22 protein-coding genes are annotated in these 21,471 nt (G+C 70.4%); 12 read left to right on the forward strand and 10 right to left on the reverse strand.

What is annotated here, in order from left to right; translation table 11 throughout:
- The first annotated feature begins 164 nt into the window (after window positions 1-164).
- The gene (locus ACFZDJ_RS38635; protein ID WP_391066129.1) at window positions 165-1,667 is read left to right on the forward strand and encodes an LVIVD repeat-containing protein; all 1,503 of its coding nucleotides are present in this window, start codon (window positions 165-167) and stop codon (window positions 1,665-1,667) included.
- Here ACFZDJ_RS38635 and ACFZDJ_RS38640 read toward each other — a convergent pair.
- Window positions 1,655-2,359, reverse strand: coding sequence for a TetR/AcrR family transcriptional regulator (locus ACFZDJ_RS38640; RefSeq protein ID WP_385377988.1), 705 nt, complete (start codon window positions 2,357-2,359; stop codon window positions 1,655-1,657). The two genes, ACFZDJ_RS38635 and ACFZDJ_RS38640, sit on opposite strands and share 13 nt — an antisense overlap.
- Window positions 2,360-2,592: 233 nt before the next feature.
- Here ACFZDJ_RS38640 and ACFZDJ_RS38645 point away from each other — a divergent pair, with 233 nt between their 5' ends.
- A complete protein-coding gene (locus tag ACFZDJ_RS38645; RefSeq protein WP_391066132.1) occupies window positions 2,593-2,838 on the forward strand; it encodes a DUF2630 family protein in 246 nt (81 codons plus the stop codon).
- 70 nt (window positions 2,839-2,908) lie between these two features.
- Here ACFZDJ_RS38645 and ACFZDJ_RS38650 read toward each other — a convergent pair whose 3' ends face one another.
- The 4 genes from ACFZDJ_RS38650 to ACFZDJ_RS38665 all read right to left on the reverse strand — a co-directional run bounded on the left by ACFZDJ_RS38650 (window position 2,909) and on the right by ACFZDJ_RS38665 (window position 6,011).
- Window positions 2,909-3,604, reverse strand: a complete 696-nt coding sequence (locus ACFZDJ_RS38650) for an HAD-IA family hydrolase (RefSeq protein ID WP_391066135.1) — start codon at window positions 3,602-3,604, stop codon at window positions 2,909-2,911.
- A gap of 52 nt (window positions 3,605-3,656) precedes the next feature.
- Window positions 3,657-4,340 carry a phosphatase PAP2 family protein gene (locus ACFZDJ_RS38655; protein WP_390931449.1) on the reverse strand — a complete coding sequence of 228 codons (684 nt, stop codon included), beginning with the start codon at window positions 4,338-4,340 and terminating at the stop codon, window positions 3,657-3,659.
- 67 nt (window positions 4,341-4,407) lie between these two features.
- The gene (locus tag ACFZDJ_RS38660; RefSeq protein WP_384919527.1) at window positions 4,408-5,343 is read right to left on the reverse strand and encodes a M56 family metallopeptidase; all 936 of its coding nucleotides are present in this window, start codon (window positions 5,341-5,343) and stop codon (window positions 4,408-4,410) included.
- Between the two features lie 98 nt (window positions 5,344-5,441).
- Window positions 5,442-6,011, reverse strand: a complete 570-nt coding sequence (locus tag ACFZDJ_RS38665; RefSeq protein WP_390931451.1) for a DUF5134 domain-containing protein — start codon at window positions 6,009-6,011, stop codon at window positions 5,442-5,444.
- A gap of 218 nt (window positions 6,012-6,229) precedes the next feature.
- Here ACFZDJ_RS38665 and ACFZDJ_RS38670 point away from each other — a divergent pair, with 218 nt between their 5' ends.
- The 3 genes from ACFZDJ_RS38670 to ACFZDJ_RS38680 all read left to right on the forward strand — a co-directional run bounded on the left by ACFZDJ_RS38670 (window position 6,230) and on the right by ACFZDJ_RS38680 (window position 11,510).
- Entirely contained in the window at window positions 6,230-7,900 is a 1,671-nt protein-coding gene (locus ACFZDJ_RS38670; RefSeq protein ID WP_391066137.1) for an FUSC family protein, read from the forward strand.
- 413 nt (window positions 7,901-8,313) lie between these two features.
- Window positions 8,314-8,805: a MarR family winged helix-turn-helix transcriptional regulator gene (locus ACFZDJ_RS38675; protein ID WP_168506439.1), complete on the forward strand. Its 492-nt coding sequence runs from the start codon at window positions 8,314-8,316 to the stop codon at window positions 8,803-8,805.
- 107 nt (window positions 8,806-8,912) lie between these two features.
- Window positions 8,913-11,510, forward strand: a complete 2,598-nt coding sequence (locus ACFZDJ_RS38680) for a cellulosome protein (protein WP_391066140.1) — start codon at window positions 8,913-8,915, stop codon at window positions 11,508-11,510.
- Window positions 11,511-11,536: 26 nt separating this feature from the next.
- Here ACFZDJ_RS38680 and ACFZDJ_RS38685 read toward each other — a convergent pair whose 3' ends face one another.
- A complete protein-coding gene (locus ACFZDJ_RS38685; protein WP_385378013.1) occupies window positions 11,537-12,301 on the reverse strand; it encodes a VOC family protein in 765 nt (254 codons plus the stop codon).
- 89 nt (window positions 12,302-12,390) lie between these two features.
- Entirely contained in the window at window positions 12,391-12,783 is a 393-nt protein-coding gene (locus ACFZDJ_RS38690; protein ID WP_390931456.1) for a VOC family protein, read from the reverse strand.
- 187 nt (window positions 12,784-12,970) lie between these two features.
- On the opposite strand from ACFZDJ_RS38690, the gene ACFZDJ_RS38695 reads away from it, so the two are divergent.
- Window positions 12,971-13,522 carry a GNAT family N-acetyltransferase gene (locus ACFZDJ_RS38695; protein ID WP_390931457.1) on the forward strand — a complete coding sequence of 184 codons (552 nt, stop codon included), beginning with the start codon at window positions 12,971-12,973 and terminating at the stop codon, window positions 13,520-13,522.
- Window positions 13,523-13,525: 3 nt separating this feature from the next.
- Here the strand turns inward: ACFZDJ_RS38695 and ACFZDJ_RS38700 are convergent, their stop codons facing one another.
- The gene (locus ACFZDJ_RS38700; protein WP_190169282.1) at window positions 13,526-14,209 is read right to left on the reverse strand and encodes a glycerophosphodiester phosphodiesterase family protein; all 684 of its coding nucleotides are present in this window, start codon (window positions 14,207-14,209) and stop codon (window positions 13,526-13,528) included.
- A 426-nt stretch (window positions 14,210-14,635) separates the two neighbouring features.
- Between ACFZDJ_RS38700 and ACFZDJ_RS38705 the strand changes: the two genes are divergently transcribed.
- From ACFZDJ_RS38705 to ACFZDJ_RS38720, 4 genes are all read left to right on the forward strand, one after another.
- Window positions 14,636-16,033: a DUF6421 family protein gene (locus tag ACFZDJ_RS38705; protein ID WP_168506429.1), complete on the forward strand. Its 1,398-nt coding sequence runs from the start codon at window positions 14,636-14,638 to the stop codon at window positions 16,031-16,033.
- Between the two features lie 35 nt (window positions 16,034-16,068).
- Window positions 16,069-16,827, forward strand: a complete 759-nt coding sequence (locus ACFZDJ_RS38710; protein ID WP_101407563.1) for an SDR family NAD(P)-dependent oxidoreductase — start codon at window positions 16,069-16,071, stop codon at window positions 16,825-16,827.
- The gene (locus ACFZDJ_RS38715; RefSeq protein WP_384919497.1) at window positions 16,824-17,897 is read left to right on the forward strand and encodes a threonine aldolase family protein; all 1,074 of its coding nucleotides are present in this window, start codon (window positions 16,824-16,826) and stop codon (window positions 17,895-17,897) included. Before ACFZDJ_RS38710 ends, ACFZDJ_RS38715 begins: the two co-directional genes overlap by 4 nt.
- Before the next feature lie 84 nt (window positions 17,898-17,981).
- Window positions 17,982-18,554 (forward strand): transglutaminase domain-containing protein, encoded by a 573-nt coding sequence (locus ACFZDJ_RS38720; protein ID WP_391066143.1) that lies wholly within the window; start codon window positions 17,982-17,984, stop codon window positions 18,552-18,554.
- 123 nt (window positions 18,555-18,677) lie between these two features.
- Here ACFZDJ_RS38720 and ACFZDJ_RS38725 read toward each other — a convergent pair whose 3' ends face one another.
- Window positions 18,678-19,406 carry a 1-acyl-sn-glycerol-3-phosphate acyltransferase gene (locus ACFZDJ_RS38725; protein ID WP_075025534.1) on the reverse strand — a complete coding sequence of 243 codons (729 nt, stop codon included), beginning with the start codon at window positions 19,404-19,406 and terminating at the stop codon, window positions 18,678-18,680.
- Window positions 19,407-19,591: 185 nt separating this feature from the next.
- Window positions 19,592-20,008: a DUF4395 family protein gene (locus ACFZDJ_RS38730; protein WP_390931463.1), complete on the reverse strand. Its 417-nt coding sequence runs from the start codon at window positions 20,006-20,008 to the stop codon at window positions 19,592-19,594.
- Window positions 20,009-20,083: 75 nt separating this feature from the next.
- On the opposite strand from ACFZDJ_RS38730, the gene ACFZDJ_RS38735 reads away from it, so the two are divergent.
- A complete protein-coding gene (locus ACFZDJ_RS38735; RefSeq protein ID WP_391066468.1) occupies window positions 20,084-20,497 on the forward strand; it encodes a thioredoxin domain-containing protein in 414 nt (137 codons plus the stop codon).
- 242 nt (window positions 20,498-20,739) lie between these two features.
- Window positions 20,740-21,270 carry a flavin reductase family protein gene (locus ACFZDJ_RS38740; RefSeq protein ID WP_384919491.1) on the forward strand — a complete coding sequence of 177 codons (531 nt, stop codon included), beginning with the start codon at window positions 20,740-20,742 and terminating at the stop codon, window positions 21,268-21,270.
- The last annotated feature ends 201 nt before the right edge of the window (window positions 21,271-21,471 follow it).

Genomic DNA, 21,471 nt, shown 5'->3' on the forward strand with positions numbered 1-21,471 from the left:
ACACCTCACGGGTGTTTCATGACCGTCCTAGCACGCCGGCGAACGTTACTGATCAAAAACTTTCATTACGAGTGCATTGCCATCTGTTGATCAGCGCATGGGTCGGACGATACTTCTGGGGTCCGTGAACCGTTCAACTGCGAACGGCTACAAGGGAGGACGCAGTGACCCTGTTGATCGATCCCCGAACGCGGCGCAGACGCCTGGGAGTTGCCGCGGCCGCGGCCGGACTACTGGCCGCGCTGCTCACGGCCGGCCCGGCGGCCGCGACCCCTGATCCCGGGGACGGCCCCGCCCCGCCGGAGAAGGTGTCCCGCGGCGACGCCGCCGAGACCAGGACGGCGATCGCGAACGGCGAGATACCCGGACAGGACGAGATCGTCCACTCCGACAACATCGAGCACCTCGCCAACATCCCCAAGGACGCGCTGCCCGGCACCAATTCCGACCTCGCCTTCCAGGGCAAGTACGCCTTCGCCGGCAACTACGACGGCTTCCGCATCCTCGACATCAGCAACCCGAGGGCGCCCAGGACGGTGTCGCAGGTGCTCTGCCCGGGCTCGCAGAACGACGTGTCCGTCTCCGGCAACCTCCTCTTCCTGTCCACCGACTCCTCGCGCAGCGACAACTCCTGCAACAGCACCACGCAGCCCGCGACCGAGAAGTCCTCGTGGGAGGGCATGAAGGTCTTCGACATCACCGACAAGGCGAACCCGAAGTACGTCGCCGCCGTCGAGACCGCCTGTGGCTCGCACACCCACACGCTGGTGCCCGAGCGCAAGGACGTCTACATCTACGTCGCCTCGTACTCGCCGAGCGCCACCTTCCCCGACTGCCAGCCCCCGCACGACGGCATCTCGGTCATCAAGGTGCCTCGCGACGCCCCTGAGAAGGCGGCCGTGGTGAACTTCCCGGTGCTGTTCCCGGGCGAGGGACCGGACGGCGGCGGCAACCCGGGCGCGCCCACCAACCCGGGCGTCTCCAAGACCACCGGCTGCCACGACATCACGGTCCTGCCCTCCAAGGACCTGGCCGCCGGTGCCTGCATGGGCGACGGCATCCTGTTCTCCATCAAGGACCCGGAGCACCCGAAGGTCATCGACCAGGTCGAGGACAACGTCAACTTCGCGTTCTGGCACTCGGCGACCTTCAACCAGAAGGCGAACAAGGTCGTGTTCACCGACGAGTTGGGCGGCGGTGGGGCGGCCACCTGCAACGCGGCCATCGGTCCGAACCGCGGCGCCGACGGCATCTACGACATCGTCGGCAAGGGCGACAAGCGCAAGCTCGTCTTCAGGAACTACTTCAAGATCCCCCGCCACCAGGCCGACACCGAGAACTGCGTGGCCCACAACGGCTCGCTGATCCCCGTCAAGGGCAAGGACCTCATGGTCCAGGCCTGGTATCAGGGCGGCGTCTCCGTCTGGGACTTCACCGACTCCGCGAACCCGAAGGAGATCGCCTACTTCGAGCGCGGACCGCTGACCACCGACAAGCTCACGTTCGGCGGCTCCTGGTCGGCGTACTACTACAACGGCTACATCTACTCGAACGACATCACCAAGGGCTTCGACGTCCTCAAGCTCAGCGACCGGCGCACCGACCCGGCCAAGCGGGTCCACCTGCGCGAGCTCAACGTCCAGACGCAGCCGGACTACTTCGACTGATCGTGGGGCGACTGATCGTCAGGCGGTTGCTCGTCCGGTCGCCCGCCGGTCGTGAAGAACCGTGACAGATCGCTGTCGCACGTCCCGCCGGGCACTTCGGTGTCCGGCGGGACACCCATCTCCCAGTCGAGGTGGTAGCGCTCGAACAGCTCGGCCCGCAGCCTCGGGACCGGCATCGGCACACCCGGCACCAGGGCCGCGTACACGGCACCCATGAGCACCGCCCGCAGCATCGGGTAGTCGGTGTCGGCGTTCTGGGAGCCGTACCCGGCGACGGTCTCCCGCAGCAGCTGCGCGAGGCGCTGCTGCTCCGGACACTGCACGAACCCCTCGCCCTGCAATATCCCCGCCATGTGCTGACGCATCAGCACGGGCCGGTCCCGCGCCAGGCCCAGAATCGCGTCGATGGCCCGCGCCAGCCGCTCCCGGCCGTCCTCGGTGCGCGGCTCGCGCTCCAGCCCTTCCTCCAGAGTGCGGTGCATCATCCGGTGCACGGCGGACTGCAGGAGCTGGCGTTTACCGGGGAAGTAGTACGACACCAGTCCGCGCGCCGATCCCGCGCGATCCGCGATGTCCCCGAGCGTCGTCGCCTCGTAGCCGCGCTCGTTCACCAGCTCCACCGCGGCCTGCAGCAGACGCTCCCGGGAACGCCGCCGCAACTCTTCATTGACCGACGGGCTGCGCGGGGACATGCTGGAACTCCTGTGTTGACTGGCTGCCAGCCAACTATACTCAGACCGTCCGGGCCATGACGCACCGCGGGGGAGGCTTCGGGCTGCCGTCCGCCTGGGGCGACGCGGGGGATCGTCTCAGGCGGACGGGCACAGGGCGAGCGGAATTCCCGGCCGGGCAGGATTCCCGAGCGAGTCGCACAGCAGCCGTGGCCTCCTTACAGTGGGCGGGAGTGCCGAGGAGGCGGGTGGAGATGGATCAAGAGCAGATCCTGGCCAAGATCACGGCGATGGTGGACGACGAGCGACGGCTGCGCGACGCCGTCACATCAGGGCAGATCGACAGCACCACGGAACACGAGCGGCTCGGACAACTGGAGCGCGAGCTCGACCAGTGCTGGGACCTGCTGCGCCAGCGGCGCGCGAAGTCCGAGTTCGGGGAGAACCCGGACGAGGCGCGCGTACGACCGTCTTCGCAGGTCGAGGACTATCAGAGCTGAGAGTGAGGGACCCTCGGGCCCGACATCGACGGCTGTCGGGCCCAAGCGCGCTCCCTGGAAGCGGCGGGGGTCAGCCGACCAGGTCCAGCACCGGCCGCAGTCCCTCCGGGCGCAGCGTCGCGGGCAGGTGGTCCACGAAGAGCACCGCACAGCCCAGCGCCGCCGCACCCCCGTCCGCGCGGCGGTCGTCCCCGACCATCAGCGTGTCCTCGGGGGCGATGCCCAGCGCGTCGCAGGCGGTCGCGAACAGCCGGGTGTCCGGCTTCTGGACGCCGTGCTCGTACGACAGCGCGTACGCGCCCACGTACCGGTCGAGGCCGTGTTCACGGAAGACGGGCCGCAGATCCCAGCCGATGTTGCTGACCACCCCGACCGCGACCCCGCGCCCGCACAAGGCGTCGAGCACCTCGGCCGTGTCGGGGTAGGGCCCCCACGCCGCCGGGAGCATGTGACGCTCGTACAGCGCGTCGTGCAGCCGGGCATCGGGCAGCCGCACCTGGCGGGAGATCGCCGTGTACATGGCCCGGTGCCGCTCGGCGCTCTCGTCCCGCCTGCGCCACAAGTCCTCCGAGCCCTCCGGCAGTCGGGGCGCGACGCCACCGCCGGGCAGCGCGCCCACCGCCTCCAGAGCGTCCGCCGCCTCGGCCAACTCCCGCTCCGGCAGGGTGAGGTCGGCGTCCCTGAGCACCGCGCGCAGCCAGGACTCGGTCGGTTCGGCACGGAACAGTGTTCCGGAGAAGTCGAAGAGCACGCCTTTGATCGTCATGAGGGCATCCTTCGGGGCGCGTTCCGTGCGGGTCAACCACGCTCCGCGCCGGTCAACCACGCTCCGCGCCGAACCGGCGCTCATGGGCCGCCACCGCCAGGGCGACCACCAGCGCGCCGAGCAGCCAGCCGCCCAGGACGTCCGAGGGCCAGTGGACGCCCAGCCAGACTCGGCTCAGCCCGACACCCACGACGGAGATCACGGCCAGCGCCAGTGCCGTGCGCCGCAGCGCGCGCCCGGCGCCGTACAGCCGGAGCAGCCACAGCAGCAGCCCGCACACCACCGTCGCGGTCATGGCGTGGCCCGAGGGGAAGGCCGCGTAGTGCGCGGAGTCCACGGGGTCGGGCCAGACGGGGCGCGCCCGGCCGACCGCCGCCTTCAGCGACTGCTGCACCACCGTGCCCAGCACACAGGCGGCCGCCACCCACTGCGCCGGCCACCACGTCGAGCGCCGCCACACCAGTCGGACCACGACCAGCGCACCCAGCGCGCGCATCGTCCACGGGTCCCACACCCAGTCCGTCAGAACGCGGAACGCATGGGTGACGCCGGGTTCGTCGACCGCCCAGCGGTGCGTGGTGCGCGCGATGGCGCCGTCGAGGGCCAGCAGCGGTCGCCAGGAGAACGCGACCAGCAGGAGGAGCAGCACCGACGGAACGGCGAGCACCGCCGCGGTGAGTGCCGCGGTCCGTGGGGTGGGGGCGCGGAGCGGTGAGTCGACGGGCGGGGAGCGCATACGGTGATCCTCGCCGACGTACGGGGCCGCAGGCCAACCCCGTATCGCCGAACCGCCGCTGTTGCGGCTAGCCGAGCGCCCGCAGGCCCGGTACGAACGCCACCAGCAAAGGGACCACCGGCACCAGCGTGGCCGCCGCCGTCAGTCGCAGCCGCCGCGACGGCGTCAGCCGGTCCGGGGGAGCGAGCAGGCGGTGCACCCGCTGCGGGACGTGGGCCTGCGGAGTCGGACAGGGGCCGAACACGCCCCGGTCCTCGTTCAGTTCCACCAGCGCCAGGGCGATCGTGAGGCGGCCGAAGCGGCGGGAGGCCATGTCGTCGGCGGCGAGTTCGACCAGGCGGTGCATCTCGTCGCGGAACGCGGCGAACACGGGCACCTGCGGAAAACCGACGGCGAGCGCGGCCGAGCAGTGCAGCAGCCAGTCGTGCCGGGCCCGCGCGTGTCCCTGCTCATGGGCGAGCACGGCATCCAGCTGACGCCCTTTGAGACGGCGCAACGCGGCTGTGGTGACGACCAGTTGGGGAGCGGTCCCGGGCAGCCACCAGGCGTCCGGACGCTCGCCCTCCAGCACCACCAGCCGGTCACTGCCCGGCTCCTCACCGGGCAACAGCGGTGCGCGCAGGAGGAGTTCGTCACGGCTCTGGCGACGGTGGGCCCGGGCCCGCAGCACCTCGCGGACCAGCATCGCCGCGGTCCAGGCACCGCCGCACGCGAGCGCCACGGCGGTCGTCGCCGCCCACGGGCTCCCCTTGCCCAACGCGTAGGCGTCCACGACGGAGTGCGGAGCGGGGGCGAAGACATGGCCGCGCACCGCCACCCACGCGGCGGCCGCGCTGAGCGTCATCGACAGGACGCAGCACAGCAGAACCGCCGCCACCACGCACTGCCACGCCCACAGGGCGACCACGGGTTCATGGTCCGGCCAGTTGGCCCGGGCGAGCAGTCGTGGAGCGACCACGGCGGCCAGGGCGCCGAGCAGCAACAGTGCCGCGGGGACCATCATGGGGTGAAGCCTATGAGCGGAGCGTCGCCGGGGGATACGGCCCGCGACGACAAAGTGACGTACGCCACGGTTTCACATGGCCGGGGCCGGAGCGGTTCTCAGAGCGTGACCAGCATGGCCAGCATCGCGATCCCCATGGACAGACGGCACGCCTGTGACAGCTCGGGGCGGTCTCCCCAGCCGAGGGCCCGGGGGGTGCCGCCGAGCGCCCCCGAGTCGCCGGCCACCGCCGCGACCGGCAACAGCCGGGCCCCGGAGCGCAGCACGTACCCGACGAAGTAGACCAGGAGCGCCCCCGTGACCAGCGGGATCCCGGAACCGCCGCCGTGCCCGTGGTGCCCGGGGGAGGCGGCCATCGCGGCGGCCATGTAGACCATGGCGCAGGCCCCGACCAGATGGTGCAGATGGTGCGGGCTGCTGCGGACCGACCACAGCGTGCGCAGGGCGGCGGCACCGAACACCGCGGCGTAGGCGAACCAGGTCCAGCGCGGCGGAGTGGCCGCCGCCGCGGGCACGGCCATCGCGGCCATGCCGAATCCCATGAGCGCCTCGGCGCCCGCGGTGCGGCGCTGCTCCTCGACGGGGCTGCGCATCCGCAACAGGCAATAGGCCCCGCTCGCCGCGCACAGCGCTACGAGCAGCCAGCCGGGTGACGCCGGTCCGTGCACCGCGTACCTCCCCGCTCGACGGAGTCGGACAGTCGTTGATGTCGGACAGTCGGTCAGGGCATGCCCGGGAGGGGCGGTGCGCAAGCGAGCGCAAAGGTGCACACAGGGGAGCGTGCGGGAGTGCGTCGCAGGTGGGCGTGGGTGGGCGTGGGCGCGGGTGGGTGGGTGGTGGCGGGAGAATATATTTTACGAGTAAAACACCTGCTAACCTTAAAGGTATGAGTAGTGCGACCCCGCAGATCCCCCATGTACGCCGGCGCCCCCATGGACCTCGTCTCCCGCTGGCCGGTGCGCTGCGGCTCGGCCGCCCCGCCGACATCTGGTTCAAGCCCGCGCTGAGCGTGGTCGCCTCGGTCGCCCCGCCGAATCTGACGCTTCTCGCGCTCGGCCGGCTGGACCTGGCGATGTACACCATGGCCGGGTCGCTCTGCGCGCTCTATGCCCACAACCGTCCGTACGCCGCCCGCGCCCGCGCGCTCGCCTGGGTCGTCCTCGGCATGCTCGGCGGCCTCGCCGTCGCGCTGACCGCGGCCTCGCTCACGACGAACGCCGTCGTGCTGGTCACCGTCGGCGCGCTGCTGGCCGCCGTGCAGAAGGCGCTGTGCGACGCCACGCGCATCGGGCCGCCCGGTCACGTGGTCCTGGCCTTCATCAGCTCCGCGTCCCTGTTCGTGCCGCAGACGCTCGGCCAGGTTCCCGGCCACCTCGCGCTGGGCGCCGCCGCGGGCGGCTGGGCGTGGATCGTGGGCATGGCACCCGGGCTCGTCCGCCCACACGGGCCCGAGCGCCGCGCGACGGCGCACGCGCTGAACGCCGCGGCCACCTGTGCCGAGACGGCGGGCAGCGGTGACGGGGCCGCACGGGCCCGCGCCGCCGCGGCCGCCGCCGTGCACGGGGCCTGGCAGTCGCTGCTCTCCACCGGCGCCCGCAGCGCGCCCCGGCGCGCCCTGGAACGGCTCGTCGTGCGCGCCGAGGTGGCGATCAGCGCGCCCGCCGACACGGAGCCCGAGCGGCTGCGGGCGTGGGCACGCGAGGTACGGGGCGCCGGGCCCGTACCTCGTCCGGACGGCCTCGGGGAAGCCGCCGAAGAACTCCTGGGCGTGGAAGTCGAACTCGCCGTCCCCCCGAGCCCCTTGTTCCGGCGCCTGGGCCCACTCGCCCCGATCGCCCTGCGCACCGTGCTCGGCTGTGCCCTCGCCGGATACGCCTCGCTCGCCCTCGGTGTCGGCCGTCCCTACTGGGCGCTGGTCACCGCCGCCTCGCTCTACCAGGCCAACGTCACCCTGACCTGGAGCCGGGGAGTGCAGCGCGTCGTCGGCAACCTGATCGGTGTCCTCCTCTTCGCCGTGCTCGCCCCGCTGGCCCATCTCAGCCAGACGGTCCTCGTCCTGCTCTGCCTCGCCCTCAACTTCGGCGCCGAGGCCCTGATCGGCCGCAACTACTGGCTCGGCAGCATCTGCGTGACCCCCATGGCGCTGCTCATCACCGAGTTCGCCCGCGTCCAGCAGCCCGGTGAGCTGATGACCGACCGGGTCGCGGACACCCTGGTGGGTGCGCTGGTCGGTTTCGCCGCGGCGGTCGTGGTCACCAACCGGCGGGCCGGCGACCGTATCGAGGACGCCCTCGACGCCGTCGAGCGGGCCCGCGCACGCGCCGCGGACGCGCTCGACGCCGAGCGTCCCGAACCCGGCGCACTGGAGTCCGCCCGCCGCGCGCTGTCCGGCGCCGTCGTCGAGCTGCGCGCCACCGCCGACGCCGCCGCCGGCGAATGGTGGCAACGCGCCCTGCCGGAGGAGCGGGTGATGCGGGCCGAGCAGTCCGGACACCGTACGCTCGCGGCGACGGTACGACGGCAGGGACTGCACTCCTTGGAGGGCGCACAGGCATGACGGCAGCGGATGGTCGCGCGACGGACGCGGCACTCGGCCGGAGCGGCACTCCGACCCCGGCGACACCTCGGCACGACGCGCCGCACGGGCAGCCGAGTCGGATGAGCGAGCCTGCGGCTGGGCGGTCGGGTTCGGTGGGTGCCGCGGTCGGTGGTGCGGACGGTCCGGCGGCCCGGCGGTCGGCGTCGGCGGATGCGCGCGCCGGTGGGCGCGAACCGTCAGGCGGCTCGGCCGGACGGGGGCCCTCGGCGAGCGCTCCGCTCGGAGGAGTGGCGTCGACGGACAACGGGGCCGGGGAAACGGCCGACGCGGGTACTCCGGCCCACTCGGGCAGCCCAGTCGCCCCAGGTCCCCAGACCCCCTCGGGCACCCCCACCACCGCACCCCCCGGCACCCCGCCCCCGGTCGACACCATGGCCGCCGTGGTGCGGCAGTGGCAGGCCGTGCATCCCGGGATCGACACCGGGCCGATGGAGATCATCGGCCGGATCAACCGCTCGGCCGCGCTGCTCCAGCAGGCCGAGGACGCCCCGTTGCGCCGGGCCGGGCTCACCCGTCCGGAGTTCGACGTCCTCGGGACCCTGCGCCGCACCGGTCACGAGCTGACCCCCAGTGAGATCGCCCGCGAGACGTTCTCCTCCGGTGCAGCCGTCACCAAACGCCTGAAGCAACTGACCGAGCGAGGCCTGGTCGAGCGCCGCGGTGACACCCGTGACCGCCGGGTCGCGCACGTGCGGCTCACCGACGCGGGGCGCGACCTCGTCGACGGCATCCTGCCCCAGCAGCTCGCCTACGAGACGACGGCCCTGTCCGGCATCGACCACGCCCGCCAACGTGAACTCGCGGACCTGCTCGGTGAGTTGCTCGGTCAGCTCGAAGGCCGTCTCGGGGTGCCACGGGTCTGAGCCGGGCCGGAAGCCCACATGCTTCGTGGTCACTCGCCGTTGACACGAGCCGCGCGGCGCTTCTACGTTCAGGCTCGCCCGGTTCGGGGTTCCGGCTGACGTACGGGATGTCGAACAAGCAGCGTGACCGCGGAGGCGCAGTGGCAGCAGACACCGAGACGCTCACCATCGACCTCGGCACCGACACCGGCGCCTTCCACGGCGGGGCGAGCGGCACGCTCTACGGCCTGTACGGCGACGGAGTGCCCAGCCGCAACGTGGTCGAGGGCATGTACGTCCGCACGGTGTCGACCAAGGCCCAGGACGGCCTCCAGCACCCCGGCGCAGACGCCCTCGAAATCCTGCCCTCCTTCGTGGACTGCGGCGGCAGGGACATCTACCTCTACATGACCGACATCTACCGCGGTTTCCCCTACCAGTGGCCCGGCGCCACCGGCGAGGAACGCCTCGCCGACTACCGGGCCAGGGTGGAGAAGCAGGTCGGGCAGGTCCTGACGACGGGTGCCCGCAGGTCCCACATCGTCTACGTACCGTTCAACGAACCCGAAGGCAACATGTTCGGCACGGGGGAGTGGAGCTACGACAAGACCTCCTGGCACACCGACCCGCGGCACTACTTCGCCGCCTGGAAGGACCTCCACCGCCTCATCAAGGGCCTCGACCCCAACGCGCGCATCGCGGGCCCCAACACCTGCGTCCTGTACGAGGAGGTGCGGGGCTTCCTGGAGTTCGCCAAGGCCCACGACGTCCTCCCGGACGTGGTGACCTGGCACGAGCTGTCGACGCCCGCCGCGATCCGTACGAACGTCGCCAAGTACCGCGACATGGAACGGGACTTGGGGATCGGGCCCCTCCCCGTCAACATCAACGAGTACGCGCACAACTACCACCTGTCCGTGCCCGGGCAGATGATCCAGTGGATCTCCGCCATCGAGGAGTCGAAGATCGACGCCGACATGGCGTACTGGAACATCGACGGCAACCTCAACGACTCGGCGGTCGAGGCGAACAAGGGCAACGGCCAGTGGTGGCTGTTCCACACCTACGGCCGGATGACCGGCCGTACGGTCCAGGTGCGGGCACCCCACCCCAACGTCCAGTACACCCTCCAGGGTGTCGCCACGCTCGACCGGGACAAGCGCCAGGCCCGCGCTCTGTTCGGCGGCAGCGGCGGCACCGCGGATCTCGTCTTCGAGAACGTCTCCGCCGAGATCTTCGGCGGCACGGTCCACGCCAGGCTCCACGAGATCCCGTGGACCGGCCAGGTCGGCGCCTCGGCACAGCCGTTGCGCATCAAGGACCTCGAACTGCCGGTCGGCGAAGGCAGGGTGGTCCTTCCCCTCGCCGGCCTCGACGCGATGTCCGCCTACGAGGTCATCCTCTCGCCCGGCGGCGACGGGGTCCTCGCCCCGCCCTCGATCGGCTGGCGCCGGTCGTACCACGCGCAGAACGCGACCTGCACGGGCGAGGGTCATTCGAGGAACGGGCCCGAGGGATCCCCCTCCGACGTCGACAGGTTCGCCACCTCGGGCACCTACCACGTCGGCGGACTACGCACCGGCTCCGACCTCGTCGTCGCCTTCTCCGTCGAGGTCCCACAGGACGGGACGTACGACCTGAGCGTCTTCGCCAACTCCCACAACCTTCACGAACTCGTGCAGGAGCAGGGCCCCACCAACGTCTTCCTGCGTGTCGACGGCGCGGACCCCCAGGAACTGCGCCTCCCCCTCGGCTACAAGCCGGTCGTCTGGGGGCACACCGACATCCGGGTGGAGCTGACGGCGGGCGCGCACACGCTCACCCTGTCCGCGCGGGACCCCGACCTCGGCGCCACCAAGGGCGACGCGATCATCGACCGGATCGACCTCGTCCTGCGGGACGCGCACGTGAGGGCGCCCGCGCTGTACGAGGCCGAGTACGCGGGCCTCGGCGCCGGTGCCCGCGTGACGTACGAGCACCGCGGCGCCTGCGGGCCGGGTGCCGTGCTGCTGCCGCGCGCAGGCACCGCCACGTTCTGGGTGTACGCGGCCGCTGACGGCGAGGCACTGGTGACGGTTGATCAACTCGACTCGGGAGAAGGCCTGTTGACGGTCAACGGGGTGGAGGTGGGGGGTCTCGACCGGGACGGGATCCCGCTGTTCCTGGCCGGCGGCATCAACAAGCTGACGGTGACCGGCACTTCGGAACGCCTCGTCCTCGACCGGCTGCGCGTGGGACCGGGAACCGGACGCCTCAGGACCACCGTGTACCCCGCCGAGGAGGGCACGGTGACGGGCGAGGCCAGGGTGACGGGCGCCCACACCTTCGCCACCGGCGGGAAGGCGGTCGAGGGAATCGGCCGGGGGCCGGACAACGCCCTTGCCCTGACCGTCACGGCGACACGCACCGGACGTCATGCCGTGACCGTCCGCTACTCCAACGGCGAGCAGCCCCCGGCCACCCACTACAACCCCGACCCGGTCTGCCGCCACGCGGACCTGTCCGTGAACGGGGCGCCGGCGCACCGGATTCTCTTCCCCACCACCTTCCACTTCAACAACTTCTGGGACCTCACCGTCCCTGTCACCCTGAACGCGGGCACCAACACCCTCACCTTCACCGCCGACGAACGGCCCGACTTCGACGGTGACACCACCAACGCCCACCGACAGCGCTCCGCGTACGCGCCGGTCATCGACCAGGTGGCGGTGACTCCCCTGGCCTGAGTTCCGGCCGAGCGTCCGGACAGGGCCTAGCCCTCCTCGCCCGCCACATGAACCCCGAAGAACGCCCCCTGCGGGTCCCGCAGGACGGCGATCCGGGGCCCCTCCGGCACGGACGTGGGCTCCATGAGAATGCTGCCGCCCGCCCCGACGGCGGCGTTCGCGGTGGCGTCCACGTCCTCGACCGCGAAGTACGGCAGCCAGTGCGGCGGCAGCGCGTGCGGGAAGTTGTCGTCCATCGCCACCATGCCGCCGAAGTCGGCTCCGTCGATGCCCCACTGCGTGTAGTGCTCGGAGGCGTTCACGGTCCAGCCGAACACCGTGGTGTAGAACTCGACGGCCCGGTCCGGGGCGCGCGTCAGCAGTTCCACCCAGCCGAGCGCGCCCGGCGCGTTGAACAGTCCCGCGCCCGGGAAGGCCCGCGCCTGCCACAGCTGGAAGGCCGCGCCGGTCGGGTCGAACGCCACCGCGAAACGCCCGACGTCGAACACGTCCATCGGGCCGAGGACGACCGTGCCGCCCGCGGCCTGCACGGCGTCCACGGCGGTGTCGGCGTCGGCCACCGCGAACGACACGTTCCAGGCGACGGGCTGCGACTCCTGGTACAGCGGGGAGAGCGCCGCGACCGGCGCGTCGCCGAGGTGCGCGACCGTGTAGCCGCCCGCCTCCTGGCGCGGGTCGGTCTGCGGACGCCAGCCGAACAGATCGGCGTAGAAGCGCTTGGCCGCCTCCAGATCACTGGTCCCGAGCTCGGTCCAGCACGGACCGCCGGTCACCGGCTTGTCGAGCTTCATGACGTTCCTCCACCCTTCCGCCAGAAGGCCCTTCCAGCACGCTATGCCCGTGCCCGGGCCGTGGCCATCCGGCGCAGGGCGCCGTGCGCTCAGATTCCGGGGCGGTGGCGCAGCGGATGATCCGCCGGGATCTCCACGAGCACGATCTCTGCACCGTCCGGATCCGCGATCCACATCTCGATCAGCCCCCACGGCTCCTTCACCGGCGGGCGCAGGATGTCGACCCCGGCCGCCGACAGCTCCTCGTACGCCGCGTCGGCGTCGGCCACCTGGAGCCACAGCCTGAGCGCGGGCGAGGGAGGGGTCTGGGAGCGGCCCGAGACCTCCAGGAAGCCGCCGCCGAGGAAGTAGACCGTGCCGCGCTCGGGGCCCGTCCCGAACTCCCGGTGGACGGCGAGGCCCAGCCGCTCGCCGTAGAAGGCGCGGGAGCGCTCCGGGTCGGTGGGCCGCAGAAGGATCCGACTGCTCAGTACATGCACCATGCCCCGGAGCCTAGGGTCTGTCCGGCGGATCAGGTCGCAGGGAACGGCGGTGCCTCATCGACGCTGATGGGCGTGCCAAGCCCCGCGTCTGCGGCCTGATCCGCCGGACAGGCCTTAGGGCGACGACAACAGGGGCGTTACGCTCAGCGGTGCCCGAGCCGCGCCAGAGATTTCGGAGAACCGTTCCATGGACACCGCCGCCACCGGACTGACCTTCCGCGATGCCACCGACGCCGATGTGGACGCCCTCGTCGTGCTGATCGAGTCGGCCTACCGCGGTGACTCCAGCCGGACCGGTTGGACCACGGAGGCGGACATCCTCGAAGGACAGCGGACCGACCCCGAGGGCGTGCTCGCCGTCATCAAGTCCCCGGACAGCCGCCTCCTGACCGTGGAGCGGGACGGCGCCGTCGTCGCCTGCTGCCAGCTCGAACACCGTGGCGACCACGCCTACTTCGGCATGTTCGCGGTCAGTCCCGCACTCCAGGGCGGCGGCCTGGGCAAGGTGATCATCGCCGAGGCGGAGCGGCACGCCCACGAGACCTGGGGCGTCGCGGAGATGCACATGACCGTGATCTCCGTACGCGAGGACCTCATCGCCTGGTACGAGCGGCGCGGCTACCGCCGTACGGGAAGGATGACCCCCTTCCCGTACGGCGACGAGCGCTTCGGCATTCCGCAGCGCGACGACCTGCAGTTCGAGCTGCTGGTCAAGCCCCTGGCGCAGCCGGCGGAGTGATCGTCAGGCCGTGAAGCGGCCGGTGCGTTTGATCTGGGGGTAGTCGGTGGTCGCACCGTCCAGCTCCAGCGCGCGCACCAGCCGCAGGTGGTCCTGGGTGTTCACCACCCAGCCGATGATCCGCAGATCGGCCTTGCGGGCGTGCTCGACGACCTCCAGGGTCAGCCGGCGGATGTTGAGACAGACGGTGGCGGCGCCGACCTCCACGGCGCGGTCCACGACATCGACGCCGTAGCGGCTCGCGATGAGGGCCGTGCGGACCCCCGGCACGAGCCGGGTGATCTCGGCGATCGCCTCGTCGTGGAACGACGACACCTCGACCCGCCCCACCAGATCGCGCCGGTGCATCACCTCGGCGAGCGCCCGCGCCGCCGCCGTGTCCTTGATCTCGGCCTGCAGTGGCGCCCTGACGGCGTCCAGGACCTCTTCGAAGACGGGCACGCGCTCACCGTGCCCGGCGTCCAGGGCGCGCAGCTCGGCGAGGGTCATCTCGGCGATCGGCCCCGAACCGTCGGTCGTACGGTCCACGTCCGCGTCGTGCATGACGACCAGCGCGCCGTCCTTGCTCAGATGCAGATCGAGTTCGATCAGGTCGAGGCCCGCGTGCTGGGCGGCGATGAAGGAACGGAGGGTGTTCTCGGGTTCGACACCCATCACTCCGCGATGACCGATGGTGAGGAAGTTCAAGATTCGACTCGCTTCCGTCGACGGCGGCTCGGCTCGCGCGTGGTCTCGGCGGCACCCACGCGGCAAGGCCGCAGCCTAATCGTCCCGCCGCGCGATGTACCCGCTCGTACGCCAGGCAGGGCGTGTCTGGCGCAAGGGGAGAGCGGGCCGTTGCCGCCGGGGCGCGTCACCCGGGTGTGGGCGAGTCTTCCGGCGGTTGACCCCGAGCGCCCCCGGGTCGTTGCTCCTGCCACTTCCCGGCGCTTCCCGTGGATGCCCGTGTGTCCGGCGCCGTATAGCGGAAGTAGTCGCCTTCGCGGTATCTGACAGGAAAAAGAGCGGTGAAGTTGTGGTGGTGCAGGATAATCTATCGAGTGTCCCCTTGCGGGAAGGAACCTCATATACATACGGTGTGCATACGCGAGGTTCTCCCGTGGAGGGTGAGAGATGACGGAAATTCTTGTGCCAGTGGGTGTGGAGGAGCGGGTTCCTCCCGTGGGCAGGGTGGTGGAGCACCCGGCTTGGCCCGTGCTCAAGGATGCCGTGGAGGAGATCCGGCCCTGGCAGTCCAAGGACGGGTCGATCGACTTCGAGGCCGAGGGTGCCCCGGACACGGCCGATGCCGATCTGGCCGTACGCCGTGCCATAGACGCCATCGAGCAGCTCGCCCCGCTGCTGCCGCACGACGCCGAGTACCACGAGGCGCTCGTGAAGGACTTGCGGCGCTGGGCCGACGGTGGTTTCCAGGTGCCCGACTTCCTGGACTCACTGCTGGCCTTCCAGCCCGCCGCGCACCGCGAGGACGGCCTCCAGCACCTGGTCGTCTTCCCGATGTACACGCAGAACGGCAACCCGGACCGCAACTTCGAGGCGGTCGTGCTGCGCATGGTCTGGCCGGACTGGCTGGCCGAGCTGGAGCGCACCCGCTACGACAACCCGCTGTTCTGCGGCATCACCTTCGAGGACTTCACGGCGGGCTACGACACCAACTCGGCCGTCCTCTTCCCGGAGACGATCGCCGTGCGCGAGGCGCCGGAACGATTCTCCTGGGGCGGCATCTTCTGCGACCGCGAGGCCGCCCGCTTCCGCGCCGTCACCGACGCCGCCGTGGACGTCCTGGGCCTTCAGCTACCCGAGGACATCGCCGCGATGGTCCACGACCAGGAGCGCTGCGAGCAGGCCTTCGTGCTGTGGGACATGGTCCACGACCGCACCCACAGCCACGGCGACCTGCCGTTCGACCCGTTCATGATCAAGCAGCGCCAGCCGTTCTGGATGTACGGCCTCGAGGAGCTGCGCTGCGACCTCACCGCGTTCAAGGAGGCCGTGAAGCTGGAGGCCGAGGGCCACCAGCACGGCCGTGACGTGCAGTACGCGGTGCTCTTCGACCGGATGTTCCGCTTCCCCGTCACCGGCGACCGCGTCCGCAACTACGACGGTCTCGGCGGCCAGCTCCTCTTCGCCTACCTGCACCAGCACGACGTCGTCCGCTGGACCGACAACAAGCTGCACATCGACTGGCAGCGCGCCCCGCAGATCACCAACCAGCTGTGCGCCGAGATCGAGGACCTGTACCGGGCCGGCATCGACCGCCCCAAGCTCGTCCACTGGTTCAAGGCGTACGAGTTCGTGTCCACCTATCTCGCCCCGCACCCCGGCTCCCGCTGGGCCAAGGGCCCGGACGCCCTCGATCTGGCCCAGCCGCCCCGTAAGCTCGTCGACGACGTGCTTGCGGACGAGTTTCCGCTGAGCATGTTCTATGAGGCGCTCTCCAAGAAGCTGAAGAACGTGATCGCCTCCACCAAGGGCATCACCGCGACGAGCGCCGAGCGGGCCGCCGCGTGAGCGCTCGTACCGGGGATGTTCAGGAGGCGAAGGCGATGTCACACGGAAACGGCAACGGACCTCTCAGCGGCGCGGTGATCGCGGTCGCCGGAGCGGGTGGACCCGCCGGGCGCGCGACGCTGGCACGGCTCGCCGACGCGGGTGCGACCGTCATCGGATCGGACAACGATCCGGAGCGGCTCGCGGAGGCCGTGGACGCGGCCCGCTACGGGCACGGCGGTGCCACCGTCATCGGCGACACGGTCGACCTGCTCGATCTCCAGTCGACCCGCGACTGGGCCATCCGCGTCGAGAAGGACTTCGGCCACGTCGACGGCCTGGTCCACCTGGTCGGCGGCTGGCGGGGCAGCGAGACCTTCACCAGGACGAGCCTCGACGACTGGGACTTCCTGGAGCTGCTGCTCATCCGCACGGTGCAGAACACCTCCCTCGCGTTCCACGAGGCGTTGCAGCGCAGCGACCGTGGCCGCTACCTCCTGATCAGCGCCGCGGGCGCGAGCAAGCCCACCGCGGGCAACGCCGCCTACGCCGCCGCCAAGGCCGCCGCCGAGGCGTGGACGCTGGCCATGGCGGACTACTTCCGCAAGGCCGGGGGCGAGCAGGGTCCGACTTCCGCGGCTGCCATCCTGGTGGTCAAGGCACTGGTGCACGACGCGATGCGCGCCGAGCGCCCGAACGCGAAGTTCGCGGGCTTCACGGACGTCGAGGATCTGGCCGAGGCCATCGCCGGCGTCTGGTCGCAGCCCGCCGGTGAAGTGAACGGAAACCGTCTGTGGCTGACCGAGAAGCCGTGAACCCTGCGAAGACCGACGCCCGGCGTCACCACGACCCGTCCGTCCGCGGCTTCGCCAGCGACAACTACGCGGGGGCTCACCCCGAGGTGCTCGCCGCCGTGGCCCTGGCCAACGGCGGGCACCAGGTCGCGTACGGCGAGGACGACTACACGGCGAACCTCCAGCAGATCATCCGCAGCCACTTCGGCGCCACCGCCGAGGCCTTCCCGGTCTTCAACGGGACCGGCGCGAACGTGGTCGCGCTCCAGGCGGTCACCGACCGCTGGGGCGCGGTGATCTGCGCGGAGAGCGCGCACATCAACGTCGACGAGGGCGGCGCCCCCGAGCGCATGGGCGGCCTCAAGCTGCTCACCGTGCCCACGCCCGACGGCAAGCTCACCCCCGAGCTGATCGACCGTCAGGCCTACGGCTGGGACGACGAGCACCGTGCGATGCCGCAGGTCGTCTCGATCACCCAGAGCACCGAACTGGGCACCCTCTACACGCCCGACGAGATCCGCGCGATCTGCGACCACGCCCACGCGCACGGCATGAAGGTGCACCTGGACGGGTCCCGGATAGCCAACGCGGCCGCCTCCCTGGACGTGCCCATGCGCACGTTCACCAACGCGGTCGGCGTCGACCTCCTGAGTCTCGGCGGGACGAAGAACGGCGCGCTGTACGGCGAGGCCGTCGTCGTCCTCAACCAGGACGCGGTCAGTCACATGAAGCACCTGCGCAAGCTGTCCATGCAGCTCGCCTCCAAGATGCGCTTCGTCTCCGTGCAGTTGGAGGCGCTGCTCGCCAAGGACCTGTGGCTGCGCAACGCCCGTCACTCCAACCAGATGGCCCAGCGGCTGGCCGAGGGCGTGCGCGCGGTGCACGGCGTGGAGATCCTCCACCCGGTCCAGGCCAACGCCGTCTTCGCGCGTCTCCCGCACGACGTGAGCGAGCGGCTCCAGAAGCGCTACCGCTTCTACTTCTGGGACGAGGCGGCGGGCGATGTCCGCTGGATGTGCTCCTTCGACACGACCGAGGACGACGTCGACGGGTTCGTGGCGGCGCTCAAGGAGGAGATGGCTCACTCGTGACCCGAGCGCCAGTGCCTGCATAGATATGCGGTCACCTGAAAAGTCATTGACTCTCGGGTGACCGCATTCCTATGCTCTCCGGGCATGGAGCTGATCCAGAACACTGCCGACCTGTCTGCCTACTTGGCCGCCGACGAGGTCATCGACCATCACCATCCGCTCGTACGGGAGACGGCCGCGCGGCTGGCCGAGGGGGCCGTCGACTCGTATGCCTATGCGCGGGCGGCTTTCGAATTCGTGCGCGACACCATCCCGCACTCGCAGGACTCCGGCGATCTTCGGGTCACCTGGCGTGCCTCCGACGTGCTGGAGCGGCGCACCGGCATCTGCTACGCCAAGGCCCACGCCCTGGCCGCGCTGTTGCGGGCCGAGGACATCCCGACGGCGTTCTGCTACCAGAAGTTCGACGAGGTGCACGGTCTCGTCGCCGTACGGTTCAACGGCGCCTGGCACCGGCAGGACCCCCGCGGCAACAAGCCGGGCGTGGACGCCCGGTTCTCCCTGGACGGCGAGCGGCTGGCCTTCACGCCCGATCCCGAATTCGATGAGTTGGACTATCCGGTCCTGTACGCCGAACCTCATCCGGTCGTGCTGAGCGTCCTCAAGGCCGCCCCCGACCGGCCGTACCTCTGGAAGACGCTCCCCGGCGCACTCTGAGACCGGTCACCCATCACCCGGACGCGGGCGAGGCGGTGCGGTGCGACGGGGCCGAACTCGCCGAACTCCTGGAGAAGTTCAGCCCCGGGGCGCGGAACACCGTCCACGCCCCGGCGTGACGATTCAGCGGGCCTCGGCCGCCTTGACCTCTTCGGGGGTCGGCGCCGTGCCGCCGAGGTGTGCGGGCATCCACCAGGTGTCGTCCGGGCCCTTGGGGCGGACCGGGTAGGCGCGCTGCGCGGCCTCCAGGAGCTCCTGGACACGCTCGCGCAGCCGCCGGGTGATGGCGCCCGCGTACTGGTCCTGCGGCGCCTCCACCGGTTCGCCGACCCGGATGGTGATCGGGGTGTGGCTGCGCTTGAAGTTGCGCGGGTGGCCCTTGGTCCACAGCCGCTGGGTGCCCCACAGGGCCATCGGGATCAGCGGCACGCCGGCCTCCTGGGCCATGCGCGCGGCACCCGACTTGAAGCTCTTCAGGGTGAAGGACTGGGAGATGGTCGCTTCGGGAAAGACGCCGACGATCTCGCCGGACCGCAGTGAATCCAGCGCGTGCTGATACGCCGTCTCGCCCTGCTTGCGGTCCACCGGGATGTGCTTCATGCCCCGCATCAGCGGACCGGAGATCTTGTGCCGGAAGACCGACTCCTTCGCCATGAAACGCACCAGGCGCTTCTGGGGCAAAGTGGCCAGACCGTCGAAGATGAAGTCCAGATAACTGATGTGGTTGCTGACCAGCACGGCGCCGCCCGAGCGCGGAATGTTCTCCGATCCCTTGCAGTCGATCTTGAGGTCCCAGGCCTTGAACAACACTTGGGCGAGACCGACGACGGGACGGTAGACAAGCTCTGCCATGGACGGGGTGGACCCTTTCTCTCTGCTCGGGAAGGGGTCTCCCGGCGGGAAAGTTACGCAGCCGTAGGTTTACGGCATTGCGCAGATCGTGCCCCAAGAACGGACGAGTGGCCAGTCCCAGTGCCGCGATGCGGCGAGATCCTCGTCACGTGTCCCCTGATCGACCTCGCACTTCTAACTCACCGTCACTGGGCGCGTACGGTCAACCGGCGTACGAGCAGGTACATCTCGCAGCCCAGGCAGTATCCGAACGCCGCGTTGAGGAACGCGGCCGCCAGCGCGCAGCCGGTCGCGGCGAACCCCAGCCAGTCGGGCCCCGCCGTGAAACCGATCAGCCCGACCACCGCGAACACGAGCCCGACGGCCTGCGCGAACTGCGGCGGCTGAGGCGACTCGAACTGTGTCGGCGGCCCGAGTCGGGGGCGTAGGACCTTCCGGAACAGCCAGCCGTAAGGAGAGCGCGCCACGCCGCCCGAGGCGCCCAGCGCGAACGCCAGTACCTGCCAGGCCAACAGCCAGGTGCTGCCGGTGATCAGAACGGCCGCCAGTACGACGGTCGTCACGGCCGCACCGAACCGCGGCCCTCTTGCGTCAATGTCCATGAATCAAGCATTCCGTATGAAGGGCGGTTCATGGACCCGGGAATCTTTGCGGTCTCGTGAATGCTTGTGCTGGAGATGAGCGGACTTGTGGTGTGCGTGGTGGTGCTCGCGGCGGCGAGCGCGTTCGGAGTGCTGCAACGGCGGCGGAGCGGGAGGGTGAGAGTGCGCGGGCGTGACGGTGGAAAGCGGCTCGGCGCGGCGGAGTTGGGGGAGGAGCTCGGTGAACGGGCCACGCTCGTCCAGTTCTCCAGCGCTTTCTGCGCTCCCTGCCGGGCCACCCGGCGGGTGCTCACCGAGGTGGCCGGAATGGTCCCGGGTGTGCACCACGTGGAGATCGACGCCGAGGACCGCCTCGAACTCGTCCGCGAACTCGAGATCCTCAAGACCCCCACCGTGCTCGTCCTCGACGCCGACGGACGGATCGTGCGGCGCGCGACCGGACAGCCGCGCAAGGCGGATGTGATCGCGGCGCTGGGAGAGGCCGTCTGACCCGTGGCGATCATGGTGAGGCATCTCGCAGATGACCGGACGTACTTGACTGCACGCACCACCTATCGTCAACCTGACCGTATGCCCCCGGAACTCCTTCTCTTCGAGCGTGTCCACGTGGACCTGGCCCGCACCGCGAGTGCGCGCTGTCCGGTCTGTTGAGCACCGACGGACCTTCCCCCACTCTCGGCTTCGTTCGAGCGGGGGGACCCCCACGTCACCCCTCGCAGAAGGACGACTCCATGACGGCCACGCCCGACCTGGACACTTTTCGGCTCGCTTCTCCCGATGCACAACCCGCCTCACCCGACCTCCTGCGCTCCGTCTTCCGGCAGCACGCGGCCGGTGTCGCCGTGATCACGGCGCAGGGCGGCTCGGGTCCCGTGGGCTTCACCGCCACCTCGCTCAGCTCGGTCTCCGCCGAGCCCCCGATCGTCTCCTTCGGCATCGGCGTCGGCGCCTCCAGCTGGCCCGCGATCTCCGAGTCCGACCACGTCGGCATCCACATACTCGGCGAGCATCAGCAGGAACTCGCCGCCACCTTCGCCCGCAGCGGCGCCGACCGCTTCGGCGCGCCCACCCGTTGGCGTAAGGGCCCGGAAGATGTTCCCGTCCTCGACGACGTACTGGCCTGGCTCGTCTGCCGGGTCGTGACGCGGGTGCCGGCCGGGGACCATCGCATCGTGCTGGCCGAGGTCGTCCTCGGGGATCCGTCGGGCGCGGGCCGCCCGCTGCTGTACCACCAGGGACGCTTCAACGGCCTGCGCGACTGAAGCTACCCGCCGGTCCTACTGGCGAGTCCTACTCGTCGGTTACGCAGCGTTGCCAAGGTCACAGTTCAAAGCGCTTGCTTAGTGGGCAGGAACTGGGTGTACTGGCGAGTAATATTTCGTTCGGAGCGCGGGCCGCCCCGACCGGGATCGGCCGCTTCAGGCGCCTATGCTGCCTGAAAGAAGGCAGCCCAGAAATGACGA

This window comes from Streptomyces sp. NPDC007896 (assembly GCF_042959425.1).
Classification (GTDB): domain Bacteria; phylum Actinomycetota; class Actinomycetes; order Streptomycetales; family Streptomycetaceae; genus Streptomyces.

What these genes read in the sequence shown, in the direction of transcription:
- ACFZDJ_RS38725 (WP_075025534.1), bottom strand. Translation starts at nt 19,406, where the DNA reads ATGGCAGAGCTTGTCTACCGTCCCGTCGTCGGTCTCGCCCAAGTGTTG.
- ACFZDJ_RS38730 (WP_390931463.1), bottom strand. Translation starts at nt 20,008, where the DNA reads ATGGACATTGACGCAAGAGGGCCGCGGTTCGGTGCGGCCGTGACGACC.
- ACFZDJ_RS38720 (WP_391066143.1), top strand. Translation starts at nt 17,982, where the DNA reads ATGGAGCTGATCCAGAACACTGCCGACCTGTCTGCCTACTTGGCCGCC.
- ACFZDJ_RS38660 (WP_384919527.1), bottom strand. Translation starts at nt 5,343, where the DNA reads ATGATGGTCCCCGCGGCACTGTTGCTGCTCGGCGCCCTGGCCGCCGTG.
- ACFZDJ_RS38650 (WP_391066135.1), bottom strand. Translation starts at nt 3,604, where the DNA reads ATGACGATCAAAGGCGTGCTCTTCGACTTCTCCGGAACACTGTTCCGT.
- ACFZDJ_RS38640 (WP_385377988.1), bottom strand. Translation starts at nt 2,359, where the DNA reads ATGTCCCCGCGCAGCCCGTCGGTCAATGAAGAGTTGCGGCGGCGTTCC.
- ACFZDJ_RS38690 (WP_390931456.1), bottom strand. Translation starts at nt 12,783, where the DNA reads ATGGTGCATGTACTGAGCAGTCGGATCCTTCTGCGGCCCACCGACCCG.
- ACFZDJ_RS38675 (WP_168506439.1), top strand. Translation starts at nt 8,314, where the DNA reads ATGGCCGCCGTGGTGCGGCAGTGGCAGGCCGTGCATCCCGGGATCGAC.
- ACFZDJ_RS38680 (WP_391066140.1), top strand. Translation starts at nt 8,913, where the DNA reads ATGTCGAACAAGCAGCGTGACCGCGGAGGCGCAGTGGCAGCAGACACC.
- ACFZDJ_RS38710 (WP_101407563.1), top strand. Translation starts at nt 16,069, where the DNA reads ATGTCACACGGAAACGGCAACGGACCTCTCAGCGGCGCGGTGATCGCG.
- ACFZDJ_RS38655 (WP_390931449.1), bottom strand. Translation starts at nt 4,340, where the DNA reads ATGCGCTCCCCGCCCGTCGACTCACCGCTCCGCGCCCCCACCCCACGG.
- ACFZDJ_RS38645 (WP_391066132.1), top strand. Translation starts at nt 2,593, where the DNA reads ATGGATCAAGAGCAGATCCTGGCCAAGATCACGGCGATGGTGGACGAC.
- ACFZDJ_RS38695 (WP_390931457.1), top strand. Translation starts at nt 12,971, where the DNA reads ATGGACACCGCCGCCACCGGACTGACCTTCCGCGATGCCACCGACGCC.
- ACFZDJ_RS38740 (WP_384919491.1), top strand. Translation starts at nt 20,740, where the DNA reads ATGACGGCCACGCCCGACCTGGACACTTTTCGGCTCGCTTCTCCCGAT.
- ACFZDJ_RS38670 (WP_391066137.1), top strand. Translation starts at nt 6,230, where the DNA reads ATGAGTAGTGCGACCCCGCAGATCCCCCATGTACGCCGGCGCCCCCAT.
- ACFZDJ_RS38735 (WP_391066468.1), top strand. Translation starts at nt 20,084, where the DNA reads ATGAGCGGACTTGTGGTGTGCGTGGTGGTGCTCGCGGCGGCGAGCGCG.
- ACFZDJ_RS38685 (WP_385378013.1), bottom strand. Translation starts at nt 12,301, where the DNA reads ATGAAGCTCGACAAGCCGGTGACCGGCGGTCCGTGCTGGACCGAGCTC.
- ACFZDJ_RS38705 (WP_168506429.1), top strand. Translation starts at nt 14,636, where the DNA reads ATGACGGAAATTCTTGTGCCAGTGGGTGTGGAGGAGCGGGTTCCTCCC.